21 protein-coding genes are annotated in these 24235 nt (G+C 59.6%); 12 read left to right on the top strand and 9 right to left on the bottom strand.

Translation table 11 applies throughout. From position 1 onward, the window contains the following. Positions 1-94 precede the first annotated feature (94 nt). Complete coding sequence (gene rarD, locus CAURIC_RS04080; RefSeq protein ID WP_035113393.1) at positions 95-994, top strand: EamA family transporter RarD; 900 nt, start codon at positions 95-97, stop codon at positions 992-994. Positions 995-1058: 64 nt separating this feature from the next. Here the strand turns inward: rarD and CAURIC_RS04085 are convergent, their stop codons facing one another. Further along, entirely contained in the window at positions 1059-2237 is a 1179-nt protein-coding gene (locus CAURIC_RS04085) for an amino acid deaminase/aldolase (RefSeq protein ID WP_035113392.1), read from the bottom strand. 79 nt (positions 2238-2316) lie between these two features. On the opposite strand from CAURIC_RS04085, the gene dnaE reads away from it, so the two are divergent. Further along, positions 2317-5886: a DNA polymerase III subunit alpha gene (gene dnaE / locus CAURIC_RS04090; RefSeq protein WP_035113391.1), complete on the top strand. Its 3570-nt coding sequence runs from the start codon at positions 2317-2319 to the stop codon at positions 5884-5886. 107 nt (positions 5887-5993) lie between these two features. On the opposite strand, the gene treZ is transcribed toward dnaE, so the two are convergent. Further along, positions 5994-7778 (bottom strand): malto-oligosyltrehalose trehalohydrolase, encoded by a 1785-nt coding sequence (gene treZ, locus CAURIC_RS04095; RefSeq protein WP_235700679.1) that lies wholly within the window; start codon positions 7776-7778, stop codon positions 5994-5996. A gap of 30 nt (positions 7779-7808) precedes the next feature. Here treZ and CAURIC_RS04100 point away from each other — a divergent pair, with 30 nt between their 5' ends. Genes CAURIC_RS04100 through CAURIC_RS04110 form a run of 3 tightly spaced genes read left to right on the top strand, consistent with a single transcriptional unit; the run spans position 7809 to position 9076 of the window. Next, a complete protein-coding gene (locus tag CAURIC_RS04100; RefSeq protein ID WP_035113390.1) occupies positions 7809-8465 on the top strand; it encodes an IMPACT family protein in 657 nt (218 codons plus the stop codon). After that, a complete protein-coding gene (locus CAURIC_RS04105) occupies positions 8455-8688 on the top strand; it encodes a hypothetical protein (RefSeq protein ID WP_035113389.1) in 234 nt (77 codons plus the stop codon). Before CAURIC_RS04100 ends, CAURIC_RS04105 begins: the two co-directional genes overlap by 11 nt. A 10-nt stretch (positions 8689-8698) precedes the next feature. Beyond that, positions 8699-9076, top strand: a complete 378-nt coding sequence (locus tag CAURIC_RS04110; RefSeq protein WP_035113495.1) for an RNA-binding S4 domain-containing protein — start codon at positions 8699-8701, stop codon at positions 9074-9076. Positions 9077-9118: 42 nt separating this feature from the next. On the opposite strand, the gene CAURIC_RS04115 is transcribed toward CAURIC_RS04110, so the two are convergent. From CAURIC_RS04115 to CAURIC_RS04140, 6 genes are all read right to left on the bottom strand, one after another. After that, positions 9119-10108, bottom strand: a complete 990-nt coding sequence (locus tag CAURIC_RS04115) for a GTP pyrophosphokinase (protein WP_035113388.1) — start codon at positions 10106-10108, stop codon at positions 9119-9121. A gap of 57 nt (positions 10109-10165) precedes the next feature. Beyond that, the gene (treY, locus tag CAURIC_RS04120) at positions 10166-12490 is read right to left on the bottom strand and encodes a malto-oligosyltrehalose synthase (RefSeq protein WP_290183373.1); all 2325 of its coding nucleotides are present in this window, start codon (positions 12488-12490) and stop codon (positions 10166-10168) included. Positions 12491-12500: 10 nt separating this feature from the next. Continuing rightward, on the bottom strand, positions 12501-12878 hold the full coding sequence (locus CAURIC_RS04125) for a hypothetical protein (protein ID WP_035113386.1): 378 nt from the start codon (positions 12876-12878) through the stop codon (positions 12501-12503). Positions 12879-13046: 168 nt separating this feature from the next. Continuing rightward, positions 13047-13862: a BRCT domain-containing protein gene (locus CAURIC_RS04130; RefSeq protein ID WP_035113385.1), complete on the bottom strand. Its 816-nt coding sequence runs from the start codon at positions 13860-13862 to the stop codon at positions 13047-13049. Between the two features lie 56 nt (positions 13863-13918). After that, entirely contained in the window at positions 13919-16132 is a 2214-nt protein-coding gene (glgX, locus tag CAURIC_RS04135) for a glycogen debranching protein GlgX (protein WP_052094871.1), read from the bottom strand. Positions 16133-16134: 2 nt separating this feature from the next. Beyond that, positions 16135-16677, bottom strand: coding sequence for a TetR family transcriptional regulator (locus CAURIC_RS04140; RefSeq protein ID WP_052094870.1), 543 nt, complete (start codon positions 16675-16677; stop codon positions 16135-16137). Between CAURIC_RS04140 and CAURIC_RS04145 the strand changes: the two genes are divergently transcribed. Together CAURIC_RS04145 and CAURIC_RS04150 are read left to right on the top strand one after the other, a co-directional pair. Beyond that, positions 16676-17401 carry an Rv0361 family membrane protein gene (locus CAURIC_RS04145; protein WP_290183374.1) on the top strand — a complete coding sequence of 242 codons (726 nt, stop codon included), beginning with the start codon at positions 16676-16678 and terminating at the stop codon, positions 17399-17401. The two genes, CAURIC_RS04140 and CAURIC_RS04145, sit on opposite strands and share 2 nt — an antisense overlap. Continuing rightward, complete coding sequence (locus CAURIC_RS04150; RefSeq protein WP_035113383.1) at positions 17389-17925, top strand: hypothetical protein; 537 nt, start codon at positions 17389-17391, stop codon at positions 17923-17925. The genes CAURIC_RS04145 and CAURIC_RS04150 overlap by 13 nt, the downstream gene beginning before the upstream one ends. 19 nt (positions 17926-17944) lie before the next feature. Here the strand turns inward: CAURIC_RS04150 and CAURIC_RS04155 are convergent, their stop codons facing one another. Next, the gene (locus CAURIC_RS04155) at positions 17945-18982 is read right to left on the bottom strand and encodes a hypothetical protein (protein ID WP_035113382.1); all 1038 of its coding nucleotides are present in this window, start codon (positions 18980-18982) and stop codon (positions 17945-17947) included. A gap of 85 nt (positions 18983-19067) precedes the next feature. Here CAURIC_RS04155 and hisD point away from each other — a divergent pair, with 85 nt between their 5' ends. The 5 genes from hisD to hisH are packed head-to-tail and all read left to right on the top strand — an operon-like array spanning position 19068 to position 24212. Further along, a complete protein-coding gene (gene hisD / locus CAURIC_RS04160; protein ID WP_290183375.1) occupies positions 19068-20417 on the top strand; it encodes a histidinol dehydrogenase in 1350 nt (449 codons plus the stop codon). 6 nt (positions 20418-20423) lie between these two features. After that, on the top strand, positions 20424-21563 hold the full coding sequence (locus tag CAURIC_RS04165) for a histidinol-phosphate transaminase (RefSeq protein WP_035113381.1): 1140 nt from the start codon (positions 20424-20426) through the stop codon (positions 21561-21563). After that, complete coding sequence (gene hisB, locus CAURIC_RS04170; RefSeq protein ID WP_035113380.1) at positions 21560-22162, top strand: imidazoleglycerol-phosphate dehydratase HisB; 603 nt, start codon at positions 21560-21562, stop codon at positions 22160-22162. Before CAURIC_RS04165 ends, hisB begins: the two co-directional genes overlap by 4 nt. A 29-nt stretch (positions 22163-22191) precedes the next feature. Then, the gene (locus CAURIC_RS04175) at positions 22192-23511 is read left to right on the top strand and encodes an MFS transporter (RefSeq protein WP_235700678.1); all 1320 of its coding nucleotides are present in this window, start codon (positions 22192-22194) and stop codon (positions 23509-23511) included. A 5-nt stretch (positions 23512-23516) separates the two neighbouring features. Further along, entirely contained in the window at positions 23517-24212 is a 696-nt protein-coding gene (gene hisH / locus CAURIC_RS04180; RefSeq protein WP_052094869.1) for an imidazole glycerol phosphate synthase subunit HisH, read from the top strand. The last annotated feature ends 23 nt before the right edge of the window (positions 24213-24235 follow it).

The following is a 24235-nucleotide window of genomic DNA, read 5'->3' on the forward strand; positions in this document are numbered from 1 at the left end:
TACGGGCGTCGGGACGAAAAATAGGGCGCACCGAACAAACAGTGAACTAAACAACGCGGGCAGGGGCCTGCGGTGGGAAAAGGGAGAAGCAACGATGGTGTGGGGATTTGGAGCGTACCTGCTGTGGGGTGTGTTCCCGGCGTTTTTCCCGCTGTTGAAACCCGCGGCGCCGGTGGAGATCTTGGCGCACCGGTTTATCTGGACGCTGGTGTTCATGTCGATCGTGGTGGTGGCCGTGGGTGCGATGAAATCCATGCGGCACATTTCGCGGGACCAGTGGCTGAAGGTCACGTTGGCGGCAGTGTTGATCTCACTGAACTGGGGCTTGTACATCTACGCCGTGAATACCAATCATGTGGCCGATGCAGCACTGGGGTACTTCATCAATCCGCTGGTCACGGTCATGTTGGCCGTGGTTGTGCTGCGGGAATCGCTGCGGCCGATGCAGCTTGTGAGTGTGGCTATCGCCTCGGTGGCGGTGATTATTCTGACTGTGGCTCTGGGCCAGCCTCCGATTATCGCCCTGGGGTTGGCGTTGAGCTTTGGGTTGTATGGTCTAGTCAAGAAGCAGGTGAAACTCAGCCCAATCCAGTCCCTGACCGCGGAAACCCTAGTGTTGGCTCCGGTTGGTTTGGGGTACATCGTTTACTTGCAGTCCCAGGGGCAGAACACATTCGTGCAACACGGCCCAGGGCACGCGGCGCTGTTAATGACTGCCGGAGTGGTGACGGCGGTGCCGCTGCTGCTTTTCTCCAAAGCTGCTCAGGTATTGAGTTTGACTAGTTTAGGCATGATCCAATACATCACCCCGGTGATGCAGATGCTGTGGGCGGTATTCGTCAATCAGGAAGCCATTCCCGCGGCCCGATGGGTGGGCTTTTGCATCATTTGGGTGGCGGTCATCATCTTCATCGTGGATATGATTCGGCACCGCCCACCACGCATTCGGCACCAGCGGATTGCTCGCGGATTGTCACAGGGTAGCGCTGACTGAGCGGGCCTATGCGCCCGTGACGGCACCGCCCACCACGCATTCGGCACCTGTGAATTGTCACAGTTTAGACGAAGCTCTTGCCCTCGCCACGGTACGTCAGCCACGTATCGATAATTTCCCCATTGGAGACCACGAGTACTTGATCCGTCCACTCGCACTGCTCGCCACCTTTGGCGTGGCGCATCCACACGTGGGACCCCAATTGTAGGTTGCGTGCCGCAGGCCCCGTCAGCGGAGTTTGTACTTCGCCAGGCCCCTCCAGCGCTGCCATCTTCAGGTCGCGCGGCCAATCAACTACCGGCAGACGGTCTTTGCCTGTTGGTCCCGACGCCACGCGCCCCCCACCCGCGACCGTGACGGTGTTCGGGCCGGGCCGGCGCACGACGGGCACTACGAACCACTCGGCCGGGGTGGGAGTAAACGTCTTGTAGTTATCGAACAACGCGGGGCCGACCACGCCCGAACCCGCGCCGATTTCCGTTATGACTTCTTCGGAACGGGTGGTTTCGATTGAACCCGTTCCTCCGCCATTGACGAATTCCAGCGCGGGGCGGCCGGTGGCACGCAGTTCCTCTTGGACGATGCGGATCAGAACCTCGCGGCGCTTGGCTAGCTCCTTGACCGACACGGACTTCATGACCGCTACGGCCGGGGAAGTATCGGTGGTTCCAGCGATCTGGCCTTCGTATGCCATCACACCCACGATGTCGAAACCTTGGCGGGCCAAGATGCTGCGTACGAAGGAACGCAGGTGATCGGCAGATCGGATCGGGGAGCGTAGGGCACCGATATGGACGGGGCCGACTTCCAGCGAGGCGTCGAGATCAATACACACCCGCACCGAGCCACGCTCTTGGGGTGGGACTACGGCATCGATGAAGTTGAGGTGCTCCACGGAATCAACCATCAAGGTGATGCAATCGCGAAAGTGCACGTCGCAGAGCAGACGGTGGAGGGATTCCCGGTTGGCGCTGGGGTAGGCCACCAGCACGTCGTCGCACGTACCGCTTTCCACCAGCCACATGGCCTCGTCCAGATTGAACGCTAAGATTCCCTGGTATCCCGGGAGCTCCAACACGCGCCGGATCAGTTCGCGGATACGGATGGACTTGCTGGCCAGGCGGATAGGGGTGCCTTCTGCACGCCGAGTCATGGATTGGGCATTTTCAATGGCCGCATCCAGATCGAGGACTGAAAAAGGGGCGTCCAAGTGGGTAACTGCGGCACGTACGTCTGCTCTCATGACTTTAAGGGTATATCCCTTTACGAGCCGAAATGGGGCGATGGGGAAATTGAAAACGAACGCGCTAGTATGGCCTACCATGAGCGGTTCTTCTTTCGTACATCTGCACAATCACACCGAGTACTCCATGCTCGACGGAATGGCGAAAGTGGACATGCTGGCGGCGGAAGCGAAACGTCAGGGTATGCCCGCTGTCGGTATGACAGACCACGGAAACATGTTCGGCGCCGATGCGTTTTACCGCGCTATGACAGCCGCAGACATCAAGCCCATCATTGGCATTGAGGCCTACATCGCACCGGAATCCCGCTTCAACCAAAGCCGTGTGCGGTGGGGTAGCCCCGAACAAAAGTCCGATGATGTTTCGGCTTCGGGTGCGTACCTGCACCAGACGATGATTGCGGAGAACGCCACGGGTTTGCGAAACCTCTTCTACTTGAGCTCCATGGCCTCTTACGAGGGCCAACTGGGTAAGTGGCCCCGCATGGATGCCGAGCTGATCGCCGAGCACGCCGAGGGCATCATCGCCACCACCGGATGCCCCTCCGGTGACGTGCAAACCCGCCTGCGCCTGGGGCAGTTCGATAAGGCCCTAGAAGCAGCCGCGATGTGGCAGGACATTTATGGGAAGGACAATTTCTTCCTAGAGCTCATGGATCACGGCCTGGAGATTGAGCGCCGCGTGCGCGACGATCTGTTGGAGATCGGGCGCCGCTTGGAGCTGCCGCCACTGGTGACCAATGACTGCCACTACGTGTTGGAATCCCAGGCCGCGGCCCACGAAGTGATGTTGTGCGTGCAGACGGGCTCCACCCTAGACGAACCCACCCTCGATGAAGGCGGTAAGCGCTTTGCCTTCTCGGGTTCCGGGTACTACCTGCGGACCGCGGAGGATCTGCGCGCGCAATGGGACAAAGAAGTGCCTAAGGGCTGCGACAACACCTTGTGGGTTGCTGAGCGCGTGCAGGATTACAGTGAGGTCTGGGACGAACACCCCTTCGATCGCATGCCGATTGCAGATGTGCCAGAGGGTGAAACTCCCACCACCTGGCTGACGCACGAGGTGATGAAGGGCTTGGAAGAACGCTTTCCAGGCAAGCCGGTGCCTACCGATTACATTGACCGCGCGAAGTACGAAATCGAAGTTATCGATATGAAGGGCTACCCTTCGTACTTCCTTATTGTGGCGGAGCTCATCAAGTACGCCCGCAGTGTGGGCATTCGCGTGGGACCTGGCCGTGGTTCTGCTGCGGGTTCCCTAGTGGCATATGCCTTGACGATTACCAATATCGACCCGATGGAACACGGCCTGTTGTTCGAGCGCTTCTTGAACCCGGAGCGCCCATCGGCACCGGATATCGATATCGACTTCGACGATCGTCGCCGTGGCGAGATGATTCGCTATGCCTCGGAACGCTGGGGTGAGGACAAGATCGCGCAGGTGATCACGTTCGGAACGGTGAAGACCAAACAGGCGATTAAGGATTCCGCTCGCGCGCACTATGGGCAAGCCGGTTTCCAGATGGCTGACCGCATTACGAAAACTCTGCCACCGGCAATTATGGCCAAGGATATTCCGCTGTCTGGCATCATGGATCCAGAGCACGAGCGGTATAACGAGGCTGCTGAGGTACGAAGCCTCATCGAAACCGACCCGGACGTCAACAAGATCTATCAAGACGCCCGCGGTTTGGAAGGCGTGGTCCGCCAAGCGGGCGTGCACGCCTGTGCAGTGATTATGTCCAGCGTGCCCCTGCTGGACTGCATCCCCATGTGGAAGCGCAAGCAGGACGGTGCACTGATCACCGGTTGGCCGTATCCAGCGTGCGAGGCCATTGGCTTGCTGAAGATGGACTTCCTGGGTCTGCGCAACCTCACGGTCATTGGCGATGCCTTGGACAACATCAAGTCCAACCGGGATTTCGATCTGGATTTGGAAAACCTATCCACGGAAGACGACCCGACATACGAACTTCTGGCCCGTGGCGAAACCCTCGGCGTGTTCCAGCTGGATTCCGGCGGCATGCAGGAACTGCTCAAGCGGATGAAGCCCACCGGGTTTAATGACATCGTGGCCGCACTGGCGCTGTACCGTCCAGGCCCGATGGGCGTCGGTGCACACTGGGAATACGCCGATCGAAAAAACGGTCGTAAACCCATTGTGCCGATTCACCCGGAGCTGGAAGAACCGCTTAAGGAAATCCTCGAAGAGACTTACGGTCTGATCGTGTACCAGGAGCAGATCATGAAGATCTCCCAGAAAGTCGCGAACTACACCGCCGGTCAAGCAGATGGATTCCGCAAGGCCATGGGTAAAAAGAAGCCTGAGGTGCTGGAAAAGGAGTTCGTGAACTTCGAATCCGGAATGAAAGACAATGGCTTTTCCGATGCCGCCATCAAAACCTTGTGGGATACGATCCTGCCGTTCGCGGGTTACGCGTTCAACAAGTCCCACGCCGCTGGTTACGGGTTGGTGAGTTTCTGGACCGCCTACTTGAAGGCTAATTACGCGCCGGAATACATGGCCGCGCTGTTGACTTCGGTGGCGGACAAGAAAGACAAATCCGCGATCTACCTAGCGGATTGCCGTCACCTGGGGATTCGGGTGCTATCACCGGATGTCAACGAATCCGCGTACACCTTCCAGTCGGTGGGTGCGGACATCCGCTTTGGTCTGGGCGCGGTGCGTAATGTGGGCGAAGAAGTAGTGGAATCCATCATCCGTTCCCGCGAGGATAAAGGCGCATTCAAGGACTTCTCCGACTATTTGGACAAGATTGAGATCGCAGCGGCTTCTAAGCGCGTGACCGAGTCCCTCATTAAGGCCGGTGCCTTCGATTCCCTCGGCCATCCCCGCAAGGGCTTGGTGCTGGTGCACGAGGATGCGGTGGATGCGGTGATCTCTACGAAGAAGGCCGCGGCGAAGGGGCAGTTCGACCTGTTCGCGGGCTTTGGGGATGACGAAACCGTGGGGGATGTCTTCCGTGTGGACGTGCCCGATCAGAACTGGGAGCGCAAACACGAGCTGGCGATGGAACGCGACATGCTGGGCCTGTACGTTTCGGGCCACCCGCTGGATGGCTTCGAGGATGCTCTAGATGCTCAGGTTGATACCCCCATGACCGCGGTGATCTCCGGTGAGTTGCCGCACAACCGGGAGGTCAAGATCGGCGGCATTATTTCCTCGGTGGAGCGACGTGTTGACCGCAACGGTAACCCGTGGGTGATTTGCACGCTGGAAGATCAGCACGGTGCGCAGGCGGAACTATTGGTGTTTGCCAAGACCTACCAAATGGTTGCCCCGCAGATCGTGGAGGACAACATTGTCCTAGCTAAGGCACGAATCTCTTACAAGGATGACCGCATGAGCCTGTTCTGCGAGGATCTCAAATCCGCGGAGCTGTCTGTCGGCGCGGGCAGCGGCGTGCCCCTGCGCTTGAGTATCCGCGTGCACCAGGCAACTCCTGACAACATGGCACGCCTCAAGCGTGTGCTGCGACAGAACAAGGGTGATTCGGACGTGTACCTCACGCTCATCGATGGGGAACAGGAAGTTCAGTTCCTGCTGGGCCCCGAAATGCGCGTAAACAAATGCCCCGCCCTCATGGGCGATCTCAAGGCCACCACGTGGGAGGGAATCTTCGCCTAGACCCTCGGTGATGACAGCTTGGGGAGCGCGGGGGTGTGTGCAGGGGTGTGCTACGTTCCGCGCCGCATGATCCCGCAGGTTCGGGGGAGGTGAGGACGAGGAGCCGCTTAGCGTGCGGCTTCCCCTTCGCCTTCATCTCTTCCGGCTTCCTCATCGCCCCCATAGTTCTCGCCTTCAGCATCGCGTGCATCCACGTCGATGCGCACCTCCCATGGTCCTAATTCTGGACCGTCGGTGGGCAGGCGCGTGGCGTCGGATAAATTGGCCGATACTGTGACCACATAAGCCTCGGTTGCATACCCCATGCGCACCCAGCCTTCGCCGTGAGCGGCCTCGACCACCTCGGCATCGACGATCCCCAGCTGCGCGCGCATGGCAATCAGGTCGCGGTAAGCCTCGGCGATGCGGGCATGGTCGCCGTCGAGCCGTTCTTCCCACTTCAGTTTCGACGCCTCGAAAGTCTCCACCGCCGCGGGATCCGGCACCTCCTCGGGGGCCCAGCCCATACGTGCAAACTCGCGGAGCCGCCCGGCGCGGGTAGCATCGTTGAGTTCCAGGTTTTCATGGTTGACGAAGAACGCGAAAGGCGTGGAGGCGCCCCATTCTTCACCCATGAACAGCATGGGGGTGTATGGGCTGATCAACACGAGAGCGGCCTTGAGAACCTGCTGTGGTCCGGTGAGGTTCATGCTAGGCCGATCGCCTCGGGCACGATTACCGGTTTGGTCGTGAGTGGTGGTGTAGGTCACCAGCTGGTGGCGCTGCACGACCTCAGTATTGCTTTCATGAGTATTGCTTTCATGCTCGGTGGTTTCCCCATCCCCAAAGTGAAGAGCCCGGCCATGCGTGCGTCCGCGGAACGTGGAGTACTTGCCGTCGTGCCAGAACCCGTTCTTCAGGGTTTCCGCCACCACTTCCGCGCTGCCGAAATCTGCGTAGTAGCCATGGGTCTCTCCAGATACCGCTGCGTGGATAGCATGGTGAATATCGTCATCCCACTGGGCAATACCGAACTGCTGGGTGTACTTCGGATCGTTTTGATCGGTTTCTGCAATAACAAAACTCGGCGCCGCGGCATCACGGATCTGTTCGGTGATGCTGTAAGCTCCCGTGTCATCAAACGCATGCACTGCGTCCAACCGCAATCCGTCGATACCGAAATCCTGTGTCCATTGGCGCACAGCTTCCAAGATGTATTTACGTACACCATCGGATCCGTGACCCTGCAGGTTCACGACTTCGCCCCATCCGGTCGAACCACCCGCGGTGTATGGTCCAAACAGGTTCCCGTATGCCCCGTCCGGTCCAAAGTGGTTGTATACGACATCCAAGATGACGGCGAGGCCACGGTCGTGCGCGGCGTCGACAAACCGAACCAGTGCGTCCGGCCCACCGTAAACCTCCGAGACGGCGTGCCAGTAAACCCCGTCGTAACCCCAGTTCCGTGCGCCACCAAACGGCTGCACGGGCATCAACTCCACGGCAGTAACGCCCAACTCGGCCAGGTAATCCAGCTTCTCAATCGCAGAATCCAATGTGCCATCGGGTGTGAACGTGCCCACGTGGAGTTCGTATAGTACCTGCCCGGCCAGTTTGGTGTTGATCGGGGAGCGTGGCTGATCGATCTCCCAATGCTCCGACAACCCGTGAATACCGTCGGGCTGGCGGCGCGAGCATGGATCACCAATGGGATCCCCACCGTCGATACTGAATCCGTAGTGATCACCCACCTGTGGCGCAACGTCGCTGGTGAACCATTCCCCGTCACGGGTCATGGGGTGTTTTTCCCCGTTGACCACCAGCTGCATTTCACCTGCGCGGGGAGCCCATACGCAGTAGGTGTTCTTGTTTGCTGGGGTATCGTGCACGCCTGCAATCATGGCTTCGTCCATAACCCCAACCCTAACTGCGATAATGATTCCATGCCGACCAATACCGAAGACTACCTTTGCCCTGCTGCGCACTCGGGTGACGTGGCTGCGCAGGCCGAGATCGAAATCAAACGCTCCCAATTCATCGGTTTGGCCGCCCGCACACCGACGGAAGAGGCCGCCCGCGATTTCATTGCGCATATACGCTCGCAATACCCCGACGCCCGCCATCATTGCAGCGCGTACATCATTCACCAGGAGGGCGCTCAGCCGGTAGAGCGTTCCAGCGATGATGGCGAACCCTCGGGTACCGCGGGCAAGCCGATGCTCGAGGTCTTGCGCGGTATCGAGGACATCACGGTGGTTGTGGTGCGCTACTTCGGTGGTGTGCTGCTGGGCACCGGCGGGCTTGTTCGTGCGTATCAGGACGGCACTCGGCGGGCTCTCGGGGAGCTTTCTTTGGTTCGACGCCGCCAGCGTCAGCTCTTCCGATTCCAACTCGGCCACGCGGATGCCGGCCGAGTGGAAGCCGATATCCGCGCTGCGGGGTTTGACGTGAAAGACGTGGAGTATGGGACCGAGGTCACCATGTCCGTGGCTTCGGATGACGGAGACGGGTTGGCCAGCAGGGTAGCGGCGCTCACTGGTGGCCAAGTCGAGGTCGAACACCTCGGTTCGGTGTGGGTAGAATCGCCCCATGCTCAATAATCAAAACAACGGTGATATCGTTTCCCAGCGCAAGGCAGAGGTCCGGCAGCGAACCCGCAGCATTCAGATTGCCGGTGGTGTGGTTGTCGCCAGTACTTTAGCGGGTATTTTCCTTGTGAAAACTCCGCTGCTGACGTTCGTCATTCCCCTGCTTGGTCTGCTGTTTGTGCTGTACAACATGTACAAGGTTCGCGAGATCGTGAACCACAAGGATCAGTGGTAAACCGTTGCCGTTGACTGCCGATACGGAAGCGCCCAAGAAGGTGCGCATCGATGCTTGGGTGTGGTCAGTGCGTTTATTTAAGACCCGCTCGCAGGCAGCACAAGCGTGTCGCGCTGGGCACGTAAAGATTAATGGTGAAGCGGTGAAGCCCGCCCAGGCGGTAGAGGTGGGCGATGATGTGCGCGTGTGGGTGAACCACCGGGAGCGGATCGTGAGAGTACGCACACTATCGGCCAAAAGGGTGGGGGCGGATGTCGCTCGTGAGGCCTATGAGGACCACACACCGGAGCAGGTTACGCCCATGATGCCGCGCCGCGATCGGGGTGCGGGGCGGCCAACTAAACGCGAGCGACGTCAGTTGGAGCGCTTTAAGCGGGGGATGCTGTAACTTCTCCGCCCACGGGATCCGGTAAATCCCTTAACAACCGGGCTAATTCTGTGGTTTCTTGTCTTGGGCGCCAATGGAATTACCCGGTAGTGTTTTCTGATCCAGCTTCTGCCAGCGACTACCCAGCCGCCCTGGGCGCGAACCCGCGTTTTCTCCAATGTGTACAGTCTTGCGAATGTGATCCCGACCAAAGGTGTACAGCAACATATCGTCGATGAGGCGCACTTGTCCCGGACGGTACGGGTAATTCATCGCCGCCTGTAGCTTGTCCAAGTTGCGCATCAACGCGCGTAGCTGTTTATAGGTGGTAATTCCGTGGGCGTGCAGCATGTCCACCGCGTAGTTGTAGTACTCCACGCGACTGGTGGGGTACTTATCTCCGGCTATGAGGGTGAGCTCGCGAGGCAAGGTATCAGCGGTGATCTTGTCCTCTTCGCCCTTGGTATCCGTTTGCACGCCACTTTCCATGAATTCGGCAATCTTGTCGAATTGCTCATCCGCTAATTCGATTAATCCCGCCGCCAGCGTGAACGCTCGGTCGACTTCCGGATCGTTGACGTGGTTCTTGTAGCGAATGTCGTGTTCGAACTCTGCCCACGCGTGCTGCAGCACCGTGCGCAGCTGAATCTCCACCAGGCTGTTCCCATCGCGGGCGATCAAGTGCTGCGAGGCATAACCAAACCGGCCTGCACGCGCCGTTTCCGCGGCCTTATCCACTTCTTGCTCAATGGTGAAAACTTCACCGAGAGCTTGCTTGAGCTGGGGGATCTCCGAAGAGTGATAGGCAATCACGCGTACGCCGAGAATGTCGTATGCACTATCCAAATCCACGTATTCGGGATATGCGGAGTTGCGAAGCTTGGCTGCGAAGCTATCCCGGTCTTTCACTCGAACGGCTACCTGGTCAAAGGCCAAGCCGGCATCATCGAGGGCGTCAATAACCTTTTCCCGCAACTTGTTGGCGGCATAGGGGTTATTTAACCGCCATGAGTCGTAGGCAGCGAGGGTTGAATCGTCGTTGCGCTGTGACAAGTGGTTAACCTTTCTGCCCGGGAAACATCACGGTGAACAATGAAACCTCCCCGCGCGTTAACTACCCGCGCGCGTGAGGATCGCCTGCGGGCGGGTTTTAAATAACGTTGATAGCTTCACCGTACCTTCAAACATTCCGCCGCCAAGTTGCTCCTCCCACATACCCTCCGGCAGGGTGACGGTGGTATCCGCCCAATCCGGCAGCGTGCGTGGGCGACGAGTCACCAGTACCATGACGTCTTCACCGCGGAGCATGCCCAATAAATGGCGCTCATACTGGCCCGCGGCCATCACGGGCAGATACTTGGCGTGATCCACTTGGAACTGTTTGCGCACACGTAGTGCGGTCGTCACCAGGTGCATCCGTTCATCATCACGGGAGCGAATATCCCCGCGGCCCACGCGCTCCAGCGCGTCTTCCAATGCACGGAAGTCCACGGGGCGACGGTTATCGGGATCCACCAGGTGATCGGTGAGGATCTCGGTACCTTGGTAAATATCCGGAATGCCGGGGGCCAGCAACTGGAGCACTTTTTTGCTGTTGGCGATGGTGATGGAGGCTTCGTCGATCAGCTCCGCGAATTCTCCTAGTTCATCCGCATAGTTGTCGCATACGTCGTCGATCCACGCATGAATGGAATCCTCGAATTCCTCGTTCACGTCGTACCACGTGGTGTGCACACCAGCTTCCCGCATAGCCTTCATGGCGTAATCGTGTAACCGGGAACGCAGCTGGTCCGTAACCTCCCCGGTGGCAGGCCACACACCGATCATGTTCTGCAAGAGGAAGTGGCAGGTCACACCGTCTGTATAAGGGATTTTTTTCACCAGCGCTGCGAATTCCTCGGGGAATTCGGTCAAGCTACTAATCCGGCTTCGCACGTCCTCACCACGTTTTGTATCGTGCGTGGTCAGCGTGGTCATCGCCTGTGGCCACAACCGTGCACGTTCGGCCTGCAACAAATGGAACTCCGCGGGCGACACTCCGAAACGACCCGGCGCGCCGCCTACTTCCTGCAAGCTAACCAGGCGCGAACCGCGATAAAACGCAGTATCCTCCACACCCTTGGCCATCACAGCGCCACACACCTGCGCGAAGCGCGTGTTTGCCTCGGAGCGGGAAATCAGGGCGGTAGCAACCAGATCCAGGGCATCTTGCCATTCAGGGCGCTGCATCATTTTTTCCGCGATAACTGTGCTGGTGACCCGCGATAAGGATTCGTAATCCGCGCGGTATACCGGCATCGCGGCGATCAACTCTACGAGGACTTCCTGCAGTTCCTCATCCGATACGCTCTCACCCGCGGTGGACCAGTTGTCGGTGCGCACAGCCGCCGCCAAGCGCCGGATTTCCGCTCCCAACTCGTCTGTTGCCGCGACTTTTTTCAGCTGGTTTTCGGCAGCGGCAAAATCTTCGGCATTCCACCTGGTGCCCGTGTGCTGCTCGGCAAGGTCACCCAAGATGGCTTCGGAGGGGCGGTGGACGAACACGCCATCGAATTCCCGCAACGCATCATAGCCCGTGGTGCCATCGACCGTCAGGCGCGGATCCAAGGGCTCATCAACGCCCAGGATTTTCTCCACCAACAACCAGCGGTCTTTCCCGATGAGCTTGCGCAGCTTCTTTAAATACTGGAACGGATTGGCCAAACCATCAGGGTGATCCACGCGCACACCGTCCACCAAGTCGGCAGCCAGCAACTGATTGAGAATGCGGTGCCAGTGCTCGAAGACCACTGGATCTTCCTGTCGGATTCCGGCTAGGCCATTGATACTGAAAAAGCGACGGTAGCTGATGATGCCATCGCGCCAGAACATCAGCTTGTAGTGTTGTCGATCGTGGATGTCCTGCGGCGTGCCGTAGTTCGTGCCCTCAGCGATGGGGAACCGGTGGTCATAATAAACCAGCTCATCACCTTCCACCTGCAGTGCTGCCACATCTTGCGCGCTTCCCAATACGGGCAGACCAATTCGACCGTCGGCGCCATTATCGGCGGAGAAATCGATATCGAAGTAGTTGGCAAACTCGGAATTCTTTCCACGCGCCAGTACATCCCACCACCACGGGTTCAACCGTGGTGTATCCACCCCAACGTGGTTCGGCACGATGTCGATCAGCACCTTCAGGCCCGCGCCGTGGGCTGTCTCAGCCAGTTCGCGGAAGCCCTCTATCCCACCGAGCTCCGGGTTGATCTGCGTGGGATCCGTGACGTCATAGCCGTGGGTCGATTCCACGGGGGCTGTCATGATCGGTGACAGGTACAGGTGAGTCACCCCTAATCGGGCGAGGTAGGGGACGCACGCGGTGGCGTCGGCAAAAGTAAAGGCCTCGGCAGGAGAGTTCCCGGGGCCACGAAGTTGAAGGCGGTAAGTCGCGGACATGTCCCCAAGTCTAGGTGAGTGGTGCGGTGCTCACCGGCCGACAAAACCCCTGAGATAGGGCCAGTGGGCCAATCCAACCGTCTACAGTGGTGGCCAATCGCTGGGGGCACGCACGAATGTCACTGCCGTGAACGTAAAACACGCTGGGCTCGCCGAACAACGTGGAGATAGCGCGGTCTAGATGTTGCGACAGGCTGGGATGAGCCAGCATGACGGACATTGGCATGGGCGTCTGCACGACCCGCAGCTCGATAAGGGCATCATCGACCCACCGATATTGCAGACGCGCCCCGCGTGCAGCCAAAACGTCCTCCAGTTGCGCTTCTACAATCGCGGCGGCTTTGATCCAGCGCTGACTGACGGGTTCGGCCCCTTCCGGCACTTCCACGCTTAAACCCCCGCCGAGTGTCACACGAACAGGGGGAGGAGTAACAGTTGCTGGGTTTCGTCGTGACTTTCAACATGCCTCATTAGACCGGTTAGCCACGCAAAAGGTTCCCCGTGGGAGATTGCGGGGCCACTATCACCGACTGCCCCAGCATGCACGCCCTCGCAGCTACTCAGCACCCACCATCGTCAGGAACTCCTTCAGGGAAACCAGCTGAATCTCTTGGCCCTTGCCAATCAATTCGCGCGCCCGCTTTTCCTTACTGGTTGTCGTCGCCCACTCGCCGATGATCAGCATCGTGGTTTTCTTCGTCACATTCTTGCCGACCTCGCCACCGGCCCCGGCAATCATGTCCCAAATCTGGCCCTTGTCGTATGGCTCCACGTCGCCAGTGACACACACGACCTGGCCGTACACAGGATTGTCGATATCGGCCTGCTCGTTAGTCTCCGGCACTTCATCCGGGGTAGCCACCGCGGCCCACGGTGCCGGTCCGCGTTTGGCTCCACCCGACTTTCCGGACCCCTGCACTGCCGCCTCATCCGCGCCACCGTCGATGTCGAATGCCAACTGCCCCTGCCCGGCTTCTGTCACCCAATCTGCATCGCTGATGGTCGGAGACTGGGCCTGTTGCTCAGGCTTGTCGCTACTCGCTGGATTTTTGTCCGACGCCGCCCCGGACTCCCCAGCCCCTCCGTCCAAGGGGTACCCGGCTTGCACGTTCGTGAGAGCGCGGTCGATGTCCACGAAATCCTGCTCATCGGCGGGAGAAAAATTCAGCGTGGTGGCGTCGGTAAAAAGACCATCCTTACCCACCAGCAATTCGATGAAACCAGGGGAGGTGCCATCGGGGGCTTGCCTGTTCCATCCCAGCAGGTCCTCCACCGCAATGGTTTCGTCCTGCCACAAGCTGGCGCCCAATGGCGAGCGCGTGATGGAGATGCGCTGGGTATCAATGGAAACGTCGGCGCCGCGGGCATGCATGATGGGAAGTCCTTCGCTGGATAGGGGAATTCAACTCAAAGGCAATACCGCTAACCCTAGTGGGTGCCAGCTCCTTCGGGCAGGAGGGGATCGGTCAACGGGCGCTGCAACACGACGATGCTTCGGGCTGCGACCTCCAGATCATCTCCGGGCTGCAAGGTGGTCAGTTCGGGACGACCACCTGCGTCCTCCGCGGTATCGATGACCACGGTCCACACCTGCTCTTCAGCCGGTTCCACGTGCATCACGTTGTGGCGGCGCGGCAAGGTGAACGTAATGGACTCATGGTGCGCGTTGAAGCACAGCAGGAACGAATCGTCTTCCACTTTGCGCCCGTGCTTATCCGGTTCCGCGATGGCCTGACCGTTGAGGTGCACCATGAGGGACTTACCGAACTCCGTGGACCAATCCTCTTCATTCATCAGGCGACCGTCCGGGGTTAACCACGCAATATCGCGTTCGGCTACATCCATACCCAGCGGGCCACCGGCCAGGAAACGACGGCGGCGGAAGACGGGGTGTGCTGCGCGCAACTTGGTGAGGAAACGAGTGAAAGCATGCAGATTCTCATCTGCGTTGTCCCAATCCATCCATGAAATCTCGTTGTCTTGGCAGTACACGTTGTTATTGCCGCCCTGCGTGCGGCCCAGCTCGTCACCGTGAGACAACATGGGGGTTCCCTGGGAAAGAAGCAGGGTTGTCAAAAAGTTCCGCCGCTGCTGATCGCGTAGCTTCAGGATCTCCAGATCATCTGTCTCACCCTCCACACCGCAATTCCAGCTGCGGTTGTGGCTTTCCCCGTCGCGGTTATCTTCCCCGTTGGCCTCGTTGTGTTTCTCGTTATAGGACACAAGGTCGCGCAACGTGAAACCGTCGTGGGCGGTAACGAAGTTGATAGACGCCGAGGGGCGACGACCCGCGTACAGGTCCGACGATCCTGTCAGTCGGGAGGCGAACTCACCCAGCGTGGCCGGCTCACCGCGCCAGAAATCGCGCACCGTATCGCGGTACTTTCCGTTCCACTCTTTCCACAACGCAGGGAAGTTACCAACCTGGTAGCCACCCTCGCCCACATCCCAAGGCTCAGCAATCAGCTTGACCTGGGAAACAGTGGGATCCTGCTGCACCAGATCGAAGAAGGCCGACAGGCGATCCACATCGTGGAATTCGCGCGCCAATGTCGAGGCCAAATCGAAACGGAAACCATCAACATGCATTTCCGTTACCCAGTAGCGCAGCGAATCCATGATCAACTGCAGGGTGTACGGGTGACGTACATTCAATGAGTTTCCGGTGCCCGTGTAGTCCATGTAGTGCGCTTCATCGCCATCGACCAACCGGTAGTACGCCTGGTTATCAATGCCACGGAAAATTTGTGTCGGGCCTTGGTGGTTGCCCTCCGAGGTGTGGTTGTACACCACATCCAAAATGATCTCCATGCCCGCATCGTGGTAACTGCGTACCATCTGCTTAAACTCCGCCACCGCGCCCTCTGCGGAATTGGAAGCTGCATAATCACGGTGCGGCGCGAAGTAACCAAGGGTGTTGTAACCCCAGTAGTTGCGCAGGCCCTCATCCTTGAGGTGGTCATCGTGGACGAACTGGTGAACCGGCATCAGTTCCACCGTGGTGATGCCCAAATCTTTCAGATACTGGATCACACTGTGGTGACCCAACCCGGCGTAGGTGCCACGCAAGTGATCGGGAACATCCGGGTGGGTCATCGTCAGACCCTTCACGTGGGTTTCGTAAATCACCGTATCCGTATCGGCAATATTCGGCCGACGGTCATTGGACCAGTCAAACCATGGGTTGATCACCACGCTGCGCATGGCATGCGGTGCCGAGTCCTCCTGGTTGCGCTCCTCCGGATTGTTGAGGTCATAGCTGAACAGCGAAGGGTGCCCGTCGAACTCCCCATCAAAAGACTTGCCGTAAGGATCCATCAACAACTTCGACGGATCGCAACGTTGCCCCCGTGCGGGATCCCAGGGGCCGTGCACGCGGTAACCATAGCGCTGGCCCGGAACAATGCCAGGCAGGAAGCAGTGCCAAATTCCGGCATCCTGCTCCACCAAACGAATCCGGGTTTCACTGCCGGCATCATCGAACAAGCACAGGTCAACTGCAGTGGCGACCTCACTGAAGAGCGCGAAATTCGTGCCATTTCCGTCGAAGGTCGCGCCGAGGGGGTAGGCCTTACCAGGCCACACTACGAGTGGATCGCCCGGCGCACGCAGACCACTTTTATTTGACAGGCTTAAAGACATGTCTATGAGTCTAACTGCTTGAGACCGTTTAGCACGGCGGAGACATTAACCCCTACATCCTCAGTTTTAATATCAAATTCCACATCCGTAATCCCCGCCTGCAGTGCCGCCTGCCGCGCCTGCAACTCTAAGGCGCAACCCATCACGTAGTGAAAACACACACTGGCTGCCTGCGCTCCCACCAAACTGGAGAGCTCATCGTGGATGTCCCTATCCAATGTTTCCGACGCCACCGCGGCCAGCGTGATCTCTGCCCCATCGCGCACACTGGTCACAGCCTGAAAAAGCTCTTCGCAATACATCCGAGCATCGCCGTGCGCTTCAGGGGTGGAAACCTCGGAGACCAACCGTTGAGCAATTCCACCCAGCAGCGCTTGCTTGTTAGGAAAGTGCCAGTACAGCGCGCCGGGTGCAACTCCTAGCACGGTGGCTAATCGCCGCATGGAAAGATCAGGTAGGCCGTAGGTGCCCAGAATTTCCTCGGCGGCGTTCAGGATCACGTTGCGGTTGAGTTGCACGGTTTTCAGGGTAGTCTTTCTTTTCATGAAGTATCGAAAGTCCCTACTTGCCCTAACATGCGCTCTACCGCTTGTCCTGACGGCCTGTGGTAAAGACGAGGGCGGTAACGACAATGGCGCTGCCACGAACGCTGCTGAGGATTCGTCGGCAGCGGACCCTTCGGCATCCACACCCGGCGGCGATAAGCCGGCAGAATCTAGCGATTCCTCTGGCTCCGCGAAAGCCGATGATAAGGCTGATAAAGACAAAGGACAGCAGGGCCAGGGGAGCGATGCCGATTCCACGAAGGGCGATCGCGATGGGGCCGATAAGCCTGCAGAGGGTAATCGTCCACCGGCACCTGCGGGGGACCGCAATGAAGGTGGCCGGGAGCAGAAGCAGGGAAATCGCGCGTCAGGTGGGGCAAACGGTGGCGATACCCAGGCAATCACCACTTTGGTGCAAGGCATGGGCAAGCAGCGCTCGGCCTACGACTTCCTCAATTACAGCCTGAATAACTCGTGCAAGGCTTATATCGATTCCCAGGGCGGGGAAAAGACCATCCGGTCCAACAACGACACGATTAAGGCCATGGGGCCCGAGGGCAACAAGGCCATTCCGGTACCTAAAATTAGCTCGGTGAAAGAGGTCAACGTCAACGGTGATCGGGCTACAGCTCGCGTGACTGCCAGCTACGGCACCAAGGCACCGCAGACCGAATCGATGAGCTTCGCACGCGAAAACGGTAAGTGGACTCTGTGCCCGAACTAAAACGCGCACGAAAGCTAGCTCCCACGCACAAGCGAAACGTCATCCCCCGAGGCGTAGGCGATGCCGCCCTGGTGGTCGTGGTCTGCTTGCTGACATACACCATCGCCGCGGTGGTGTGGGGATGGACGGTGCCCACTTTGGCTATTGAGGTCATGCCGGACCTCAGCGCTGAAAGTGTTCCCGGGACCGAGGATGCGAAGTTCGAGGCGTTCGGGCGGGCAATCCTTACCACATCGTGCATCGCCTTTGTAGCCTCTATCTGGGCTTTTGCCACCCGGGTGCGCAGTCTGTCCATGATGTTGTGGTTGGGTCTTGTCACGGGCTTTGGATCGTTATGGTTCGTAGTCCTGGGAAACACCGTGGCTCGCGCCACGCATCCCACGCCCGCATCTCACCCAGAACCCGGGCAAACCATCGAGGCATTGAGCCCCATTAGTTTGTCACCGGCCCTCTTGCTGGCGCCAACATTAGCGCTGTTGTTCTACTGGGTGGCATCCAGCTTCGTAGATAGTCGCAAGTTTTAAGCCACCGCACCCCGGGTGGCTACTCACCGGGGCTGGCTGCTCGCTCGCGAACCCGAGCTGCCCACATCTCGGCTTCCTCGGTATCGCCTCGCTCCAGCGCGCAATTGCCCAGCACCGTCAGTAGGTTCTGCTGTGCGTCACCATTCGGCATCTGGTCACACGCGGCCAGTGCGCGCGTGGCCAATTGCGCGGCGAAATCGATCTGCCCTGCCGAAAACGCCGCCCAGCTGGCCGAGGCCGCCCGCTGTAGAGCAATAACTGGGGCGCCGTGCTTGGACACAATGTCAAAACACATGGCGAAATGCCGTGTGATGTCGGGTTCATCAACAGCCATTAACGCAAAATTGCCCAGCATATCGTGGCCCTCGAAGCGTGCGATCTCATCACCGGTCTCCGTTCCCAGCGCAATGACCTGGTGCGCCATGGCTTGTGCCCCCGCGAAATCGCCTGCACCGTGAGCCTGCTGCGCCCGCCACAACAACCGGTCGGCCTGGGTGGGATTGTGCGAGCCGTATGCTTCGGCAATTTCCACATACAACGTCAGCCGGTCGCTGTTCGGGGTCTGCGTCCCCACCTCCACCGTATGCCCCAGCATCGCAGTGGACGCGATGAGTGAGGCGTCGGTCGAAGGTACAGTGCGAAAGCTACCGCCACGCCAGCGTTCCAACCGCTCGGCCAGGTGCGCCAGAGCCTCTTCGCCCGGTTGCAAAAAGCTCAAGCTGGCCCACGCAAGATCGGCCCGTGCAATGTCCTTCGTGCTGGTCCTGGCGCTATTGGGCCCATTCGCTACAGCACTGTCCCCGCGTTCCAGTAATTGCGAGTACGCCACGGCGGCCTCGTAAGTACACCCGGTGTTTTCAGCCACCGCCGCGCGCATCAGCCAGTAGTCGCCCACAACATCGTTGGGCAGCTGTTTTACCACCGCGGCAAGGTAATCGGGGTCCGCCACCCAATGCTTCAGCGCGAACTCATTTGTCAGTTGCCACGTCCGCATCGTGAGATTCTCCGCGGAGGCCGCAGCGCTCGCACGGAGCAGTGATTCTAGGTCTGCACCCATCGGCTAAACTCCTGTTTATCAATCTTTCCAGTTGAAAGTACCAACTCTGTCCATTTCCAACCCCATGGAGGAGGGCCTCCACGCCATGACCTCGCTGAAACTTTCGCGCCTCGACCTTCGCGGAACAACCCCCACAACGGCCTCCCTCCGCCATAGCCTCCCACGTGGTGGGACGGATGTGGATTCAGTGCTACCGGCAGTCGCGCCGGTCGTCGAGGATATCCGCGCTCACGGTGCCGCTGCCGCCCTGCGGTACGGGGAGAAGTTCGACGGTGTAGTGCCTCCTGCGGTGAAGGTCCCCGCTTCAGTTATCGACGCCGCCACGGACGAGCTCGACGAAGCCGTCATGGGGGCGCTGGTGGAAGCGATCCGGCGTGTGCGTGCTTTTCATGCCACCCAAGTTCCCGCCGATCACGAGGAGGAAATCGCCCCCGGCGGAATCGTTGGAGAGCGCTACATTCCAATCCGTCGCGTGGGTCTATACGTGCCCGGCGGCAAAGCTGTGTACCCATCCAGCGTGATCATGAACGTTGTCCCCGCCCAGGAGGCGGGGGTGGAATCGCTCGTGGTGGCGTCCCCCCCACAAGAAACCGGCTGGCCGCACACAACCGTACTCGCCGCGTGCAAGCTGTTGGGAGTAGAAGAAGTGTGGGCTGTCGGTGGAGCCCAGGCCGTGGCCCTCATGGCGTACGGCGATGATGCCGAGCAGTTGGAGCCCGTGGACATGATCACGGGGCCGGGCAACATCTTCGTGACCGCCGCCAAGCGACTGGTACGCAGTGTCGTGGGTATCGATTCGGAGGCGGGACCTACGGAAATCGCCATCGTGGCCGATGACAGCGCGGATGCGGTGGAGGTGGCCTATGACCTGATCAGCCAAGCCGAGCATGACCCTATGGCAGCCAGCGTGCTGATCACCGACTCGCCCCAGCTGGCGGATGCGGTGGAAAAGGAAATCGCACAGCGCTACTCGGTGACGTTGAACGCAGACCGCGTGCGCGAGGCCCTGGAGGGTCAGCAATCCGGCATCGTTGTCGTCGACGATCTTGACATGGCAATTCAGGTAGCCGATGCCTACGCGGCCGAGCATTTGGAGATTCACACTCGCGATGCCGAATCCGTAGCTGCGCGTATCACCAATGCCGGCGCGATCTTCATCGGTCGTTACAGTCCCGTGCCTTTAGGCGACTATGCAGCGGGCTCCAACCACGTGTTGCCGACCTCCGGAACCGCCCGCCACGCATCGGGTTTGTCCACGCACACGTTCCTCAAGGCCGTGCACGTGGTGAACTATTCCAAGCAGGCGCTGGAAGAGGTGGCGGGTACCGTTATCACACTGGCCAATGCCGAGCGATTGCCAGCCCACGGTGAAGCCATCAAAGCGCGCCTGAATTCGAATGCAACCGGGCCGACAATTCCCCAGGGAGTGAACTAAAAGCGCATGACCGATTACCAGCTGTCCGATCTGCCGCTGCGCGACGAACTACGTGGAAAAAGCGCCTATGGTGCGCCGCAGTTGACGGTGACCAACCAGTTGAACACCAACGAGAACCCATATCCACCGGGACCGGCCATCGTGGAGGACCTGGTGGAGGAGGTCCGGAAGCTTTCCGGTTCTCTTAACCGTTACCCTGAGCGCGATGCTCACGACTTGCGGGTGGACTTGGCGCGGTACGTCTCGGCACAAACCGGCGTGGAGGTCACTTACGAGCAGTTATGGGCCGCCAACGGTTCCAACGAGGTGCTACAGCAATTGTTGCAGGCCTTCGGCGGGCCAGGCCGCAAGGCGATGGGTTTTACTCCGAGTTATTCCATGCACCCCATTTTGTGCGCCGGAACCCAGACGGAATTCATCGCCGTGGAGCGCCCCGAGGCCCTAGATTTCGCCATCGACGTGGAGGCCGCTGCCGCAGCCATTGCGGAACACTCGCCGGACGTTATTTTTATTACGACGCCCAACAATCCCACCGGCAACATCACCACCTTGGGTGACATTGACACCTTGGTTCGACTGGCCCCTGGGATCGTCATCGTCGATGAGGCTTACGCGGAATTCTCGCACGAACCCAGCGCCGTGCAACTGCTGCAGAAATACCCTACCAAGCTGGTGGTTTCCCGCACGATGAGCAAAGCCTTCGACTTCGCGGGTGGCCGGCTGGGATACTTTGTGGCGCACCCCGCGTTCGTAGAAGCCGTGATGCTGGTGCGCCTGCCGTATCACCTGTCCACCCTGGGACAGGCGGCCGCGCGGGTGGCGCTGCGCCACAGTGACGACACCCTCGCCACTGTGGAACTGTTGCGTCAACAGCGCGAAGTTGTGGTCGCCGGGCTACGGGAATTGGGGTTGCGCGTCATCGAATCACATTCGAACTTCGTGTTCTTCGGAGTGTTCCAGGACAGCCACGCCACGTGGCAGGAATTCCTGGATCGCGACGTGCTGATCCGCGACGTAGGCGTACCTGGCTGGCTGCGCGCCACCATTGGCCTGCCCGAAGAGAACCAGGCGTTCCTCGAAGCAGCCCGCGAGGTCGTGGAGCAGCGTGGCGTCGAGAATAAAGACCCCCAAGGAGTACAACCATGACACAACGAATTGGCACGGCAAGCCGCACCACCCGCGAGTCGGACATCACAGTCGAATGGAATCTGGACGGAACGGGGAAGACCGATATCTCCACCGGTTTGCCATTCTTCGACCACATGCTGACGGCCCTGGGTGCGCACGGCAGCTTCGACTTGAAGGTGCACGCGACCGGAGACGTGGAAATCGATGCCCACCACACGGTGGAGGACACGGCAATCGTCATGGGCCAAGCCTTGCAGCAAGCCCTGGGGGATAAAGCCGGCATCCGGCGGTTCGGTGATGCATTCATCCCCATGGACGAGTGCTTGGCACATGCGGCAGTAGACGTTTCCGGTCGGCCGTATTACGTTGGCACAGGCGAACCCGAAACCATGGTGACGGCCGTCATCGGCGGGCACTACGCCACGGTCATCAATCAGCACTTCTTTGAATCGCTGGCGTTTAACGCGCGCATTGCACTGCACGTGCGCTGCCTCTACGGGCGCGATCCGCACCACATCACAGAGGCCGAGTTCAAAGCCGTGGCTCGCGCACTACGCGAAGCCGTGGAAGCTGATCCACGCACCACCGGCATCCCATCGACCAAGGGTGCTCTGTAAACAACTCTTAAGGAAAGGACGCGATACCTGTGGCTTTGCTGGCCCGACCCGAAGGCTTATCACCGGAGGACATGGACAAGCTGGATTCGGTGTTCAAAGCTCCAGGTCTGGTCGCTACCCTCATTTCCGTCTTCTGTGCCTTCGGCGGGTGGGCTTTGCTGCTGCCGGTGGTGCCGCTTGCTGTTATCGACGCGGGCGGGTCGGATTCCCTCGCCGGCCTTTCCACCGGTGTGTTCATGGTGGCTACCGTGGTCACGCAGGCTTTCACCCCAGCGATTTTGCGCCGGGTGGGGCACATGCCAGTGATGGCGCTGGCCTCGTTGCTGCTGGGTGCGCCGGCGGCGTTGTATGCGTTGGATATGTCACCGGCAATGGTCTTGGGGGTGGCTGTTGTCCGTGGCATTGGTTTCGGCGCCGTGACGGTCGCCGAGGCTGCGCTGATCGCAGAGTTAGTTCCGCCGCGTTTGGTTGGTCGATCCTCGGGTGTGTTCGGCGCCACGGTGGGGGTAACGCAGCTGGTGGCCTTCCCGTTGGGTATGTGGCTGTACTCCACGGCGGGGTCTTTAGTGTTCGTACTGGCCTTGGTCTATTCGGTCGTGGGGGCGATGGCAGCGATTGGGCTTCCTATTTTGCGACGCCACACGGATCCCGCCGTCGATTCCGAGTCCTTGGACTTCACCCCGCCCGAGCCACGCGCTGCCACGTGGAAGCTGGCCACGGTCCCCGGTTTGTGCATCGCTGTGGCCGCGGCGGGATTCGCAGCCTTCAGCACGTTCATGGCCCCCGCGATCGGGGAGCTCGATGCCGGGGCGGCAGCCACGATCGCGGGCCTGACGTTGTCCGTGATGGGGGGCATGCAGATCATCACGCGTTTGGGGTCCGGCTGGTGGGCTGACCGCGTGGGTGAACCCGGCCACCTGATGGTCGCGGGCCTAGTGTTGTCTTTGCTGGGGCTGGTGGTCGCTGGAGTGGCGATCTCCTGGGAACTGACCGGCTGGAAGATCCTCGTTTCTGCCTTGGGTGCAGCTGCGTTGTTCGGCGCTGGTTTTGGGGTTGCGCAGACGGAGGCACTGTTGATGATGTTCCATCGCCTACCGCGCGAAAAATCCGCGCTGGCCAGTGCGTTATGGAACATGACCTTTGATTCCGGTACGGGTATCGGTGCCACCGTGCTGGGTGTAGTCGCTGGAACTTTCGCTTACCAGGGGGCTTTTTTCGTTGCGGCCGCATTCGTCGTGGTGGGCATCGTGGTGGCCGTGTTGGATCACGTCGTTGGTCGCCACCGAGTCACTGACCACGGCAATGTCCGAGAGCGGTTGCGGCGTGTGGTTCGCCGCTCAGTATCATAAACACCATGACACACCCTGGTTCCCCCGAATCCGCGGCCACTGAGTCCACCGCAGTCCCCACGGTGGCGTTGCTCGATTACGGCAGTGGCAACGTTCGCTCGGCACAACGCGCGGTAGAACGCGCCGGCGCAACGGTATCTGTCACGCGGGACCCGTACGAGGTTCTCGAAGCAGACGGGTTGCTGGTCCCAGGGGTCGGAGCCTTCTCTGCCTGCATGCGCCAGCTCAAGGAAGTCAACGGCGACCGGATGATCGGCCAGCGGCTGGCCGGTGGGCGGCCCGTTCTTGGCATCTGCGTTGGCATGCAAATTCTCTTCGACGCCGGCGTGGAATTCGCCGACCACTCCGACCACGGCAGCACTCCGGGTATGGGCGAGTGGCCCGGCATGGTGACCAAGCTCGAAGCGCGTGTCCTGCCACACATGGGGTGGAACACGGTGCAGGTGGATGACGACAGCCAGATGTTCGCCGGAGGCTTGGATCACGAGCACTTTTATTTTGTGCACTCCTACGCGGCACGCGATTGGGAGCTGTTCACCGATGGGCGCACTGAAGCTCCCAAGGTGCACTGGGCGGAACACGACGGGTGCCGTTTCGTCGCTGCTGTGGAAAACGGGCCGCTGTGGGCTACGCAATTCCATCCGGAGAAATCCGGCGATGCCGGCCTAGGGCTACTCCGGAATTGGGTCGCCACTCTATGAAATATCCATAAATAGATAAGAAT

This window comes from Corynebacterium auriscanis, assembly GCF_030408435.1.
In the GTDB taxonomy this organism is placed as follows: Bacteria; Actinomycetota; Actinomycetes; order Mycobacteriales; family Mycobacteriaceae; genus Corynebacterium; species Corynebacterium auriscanis.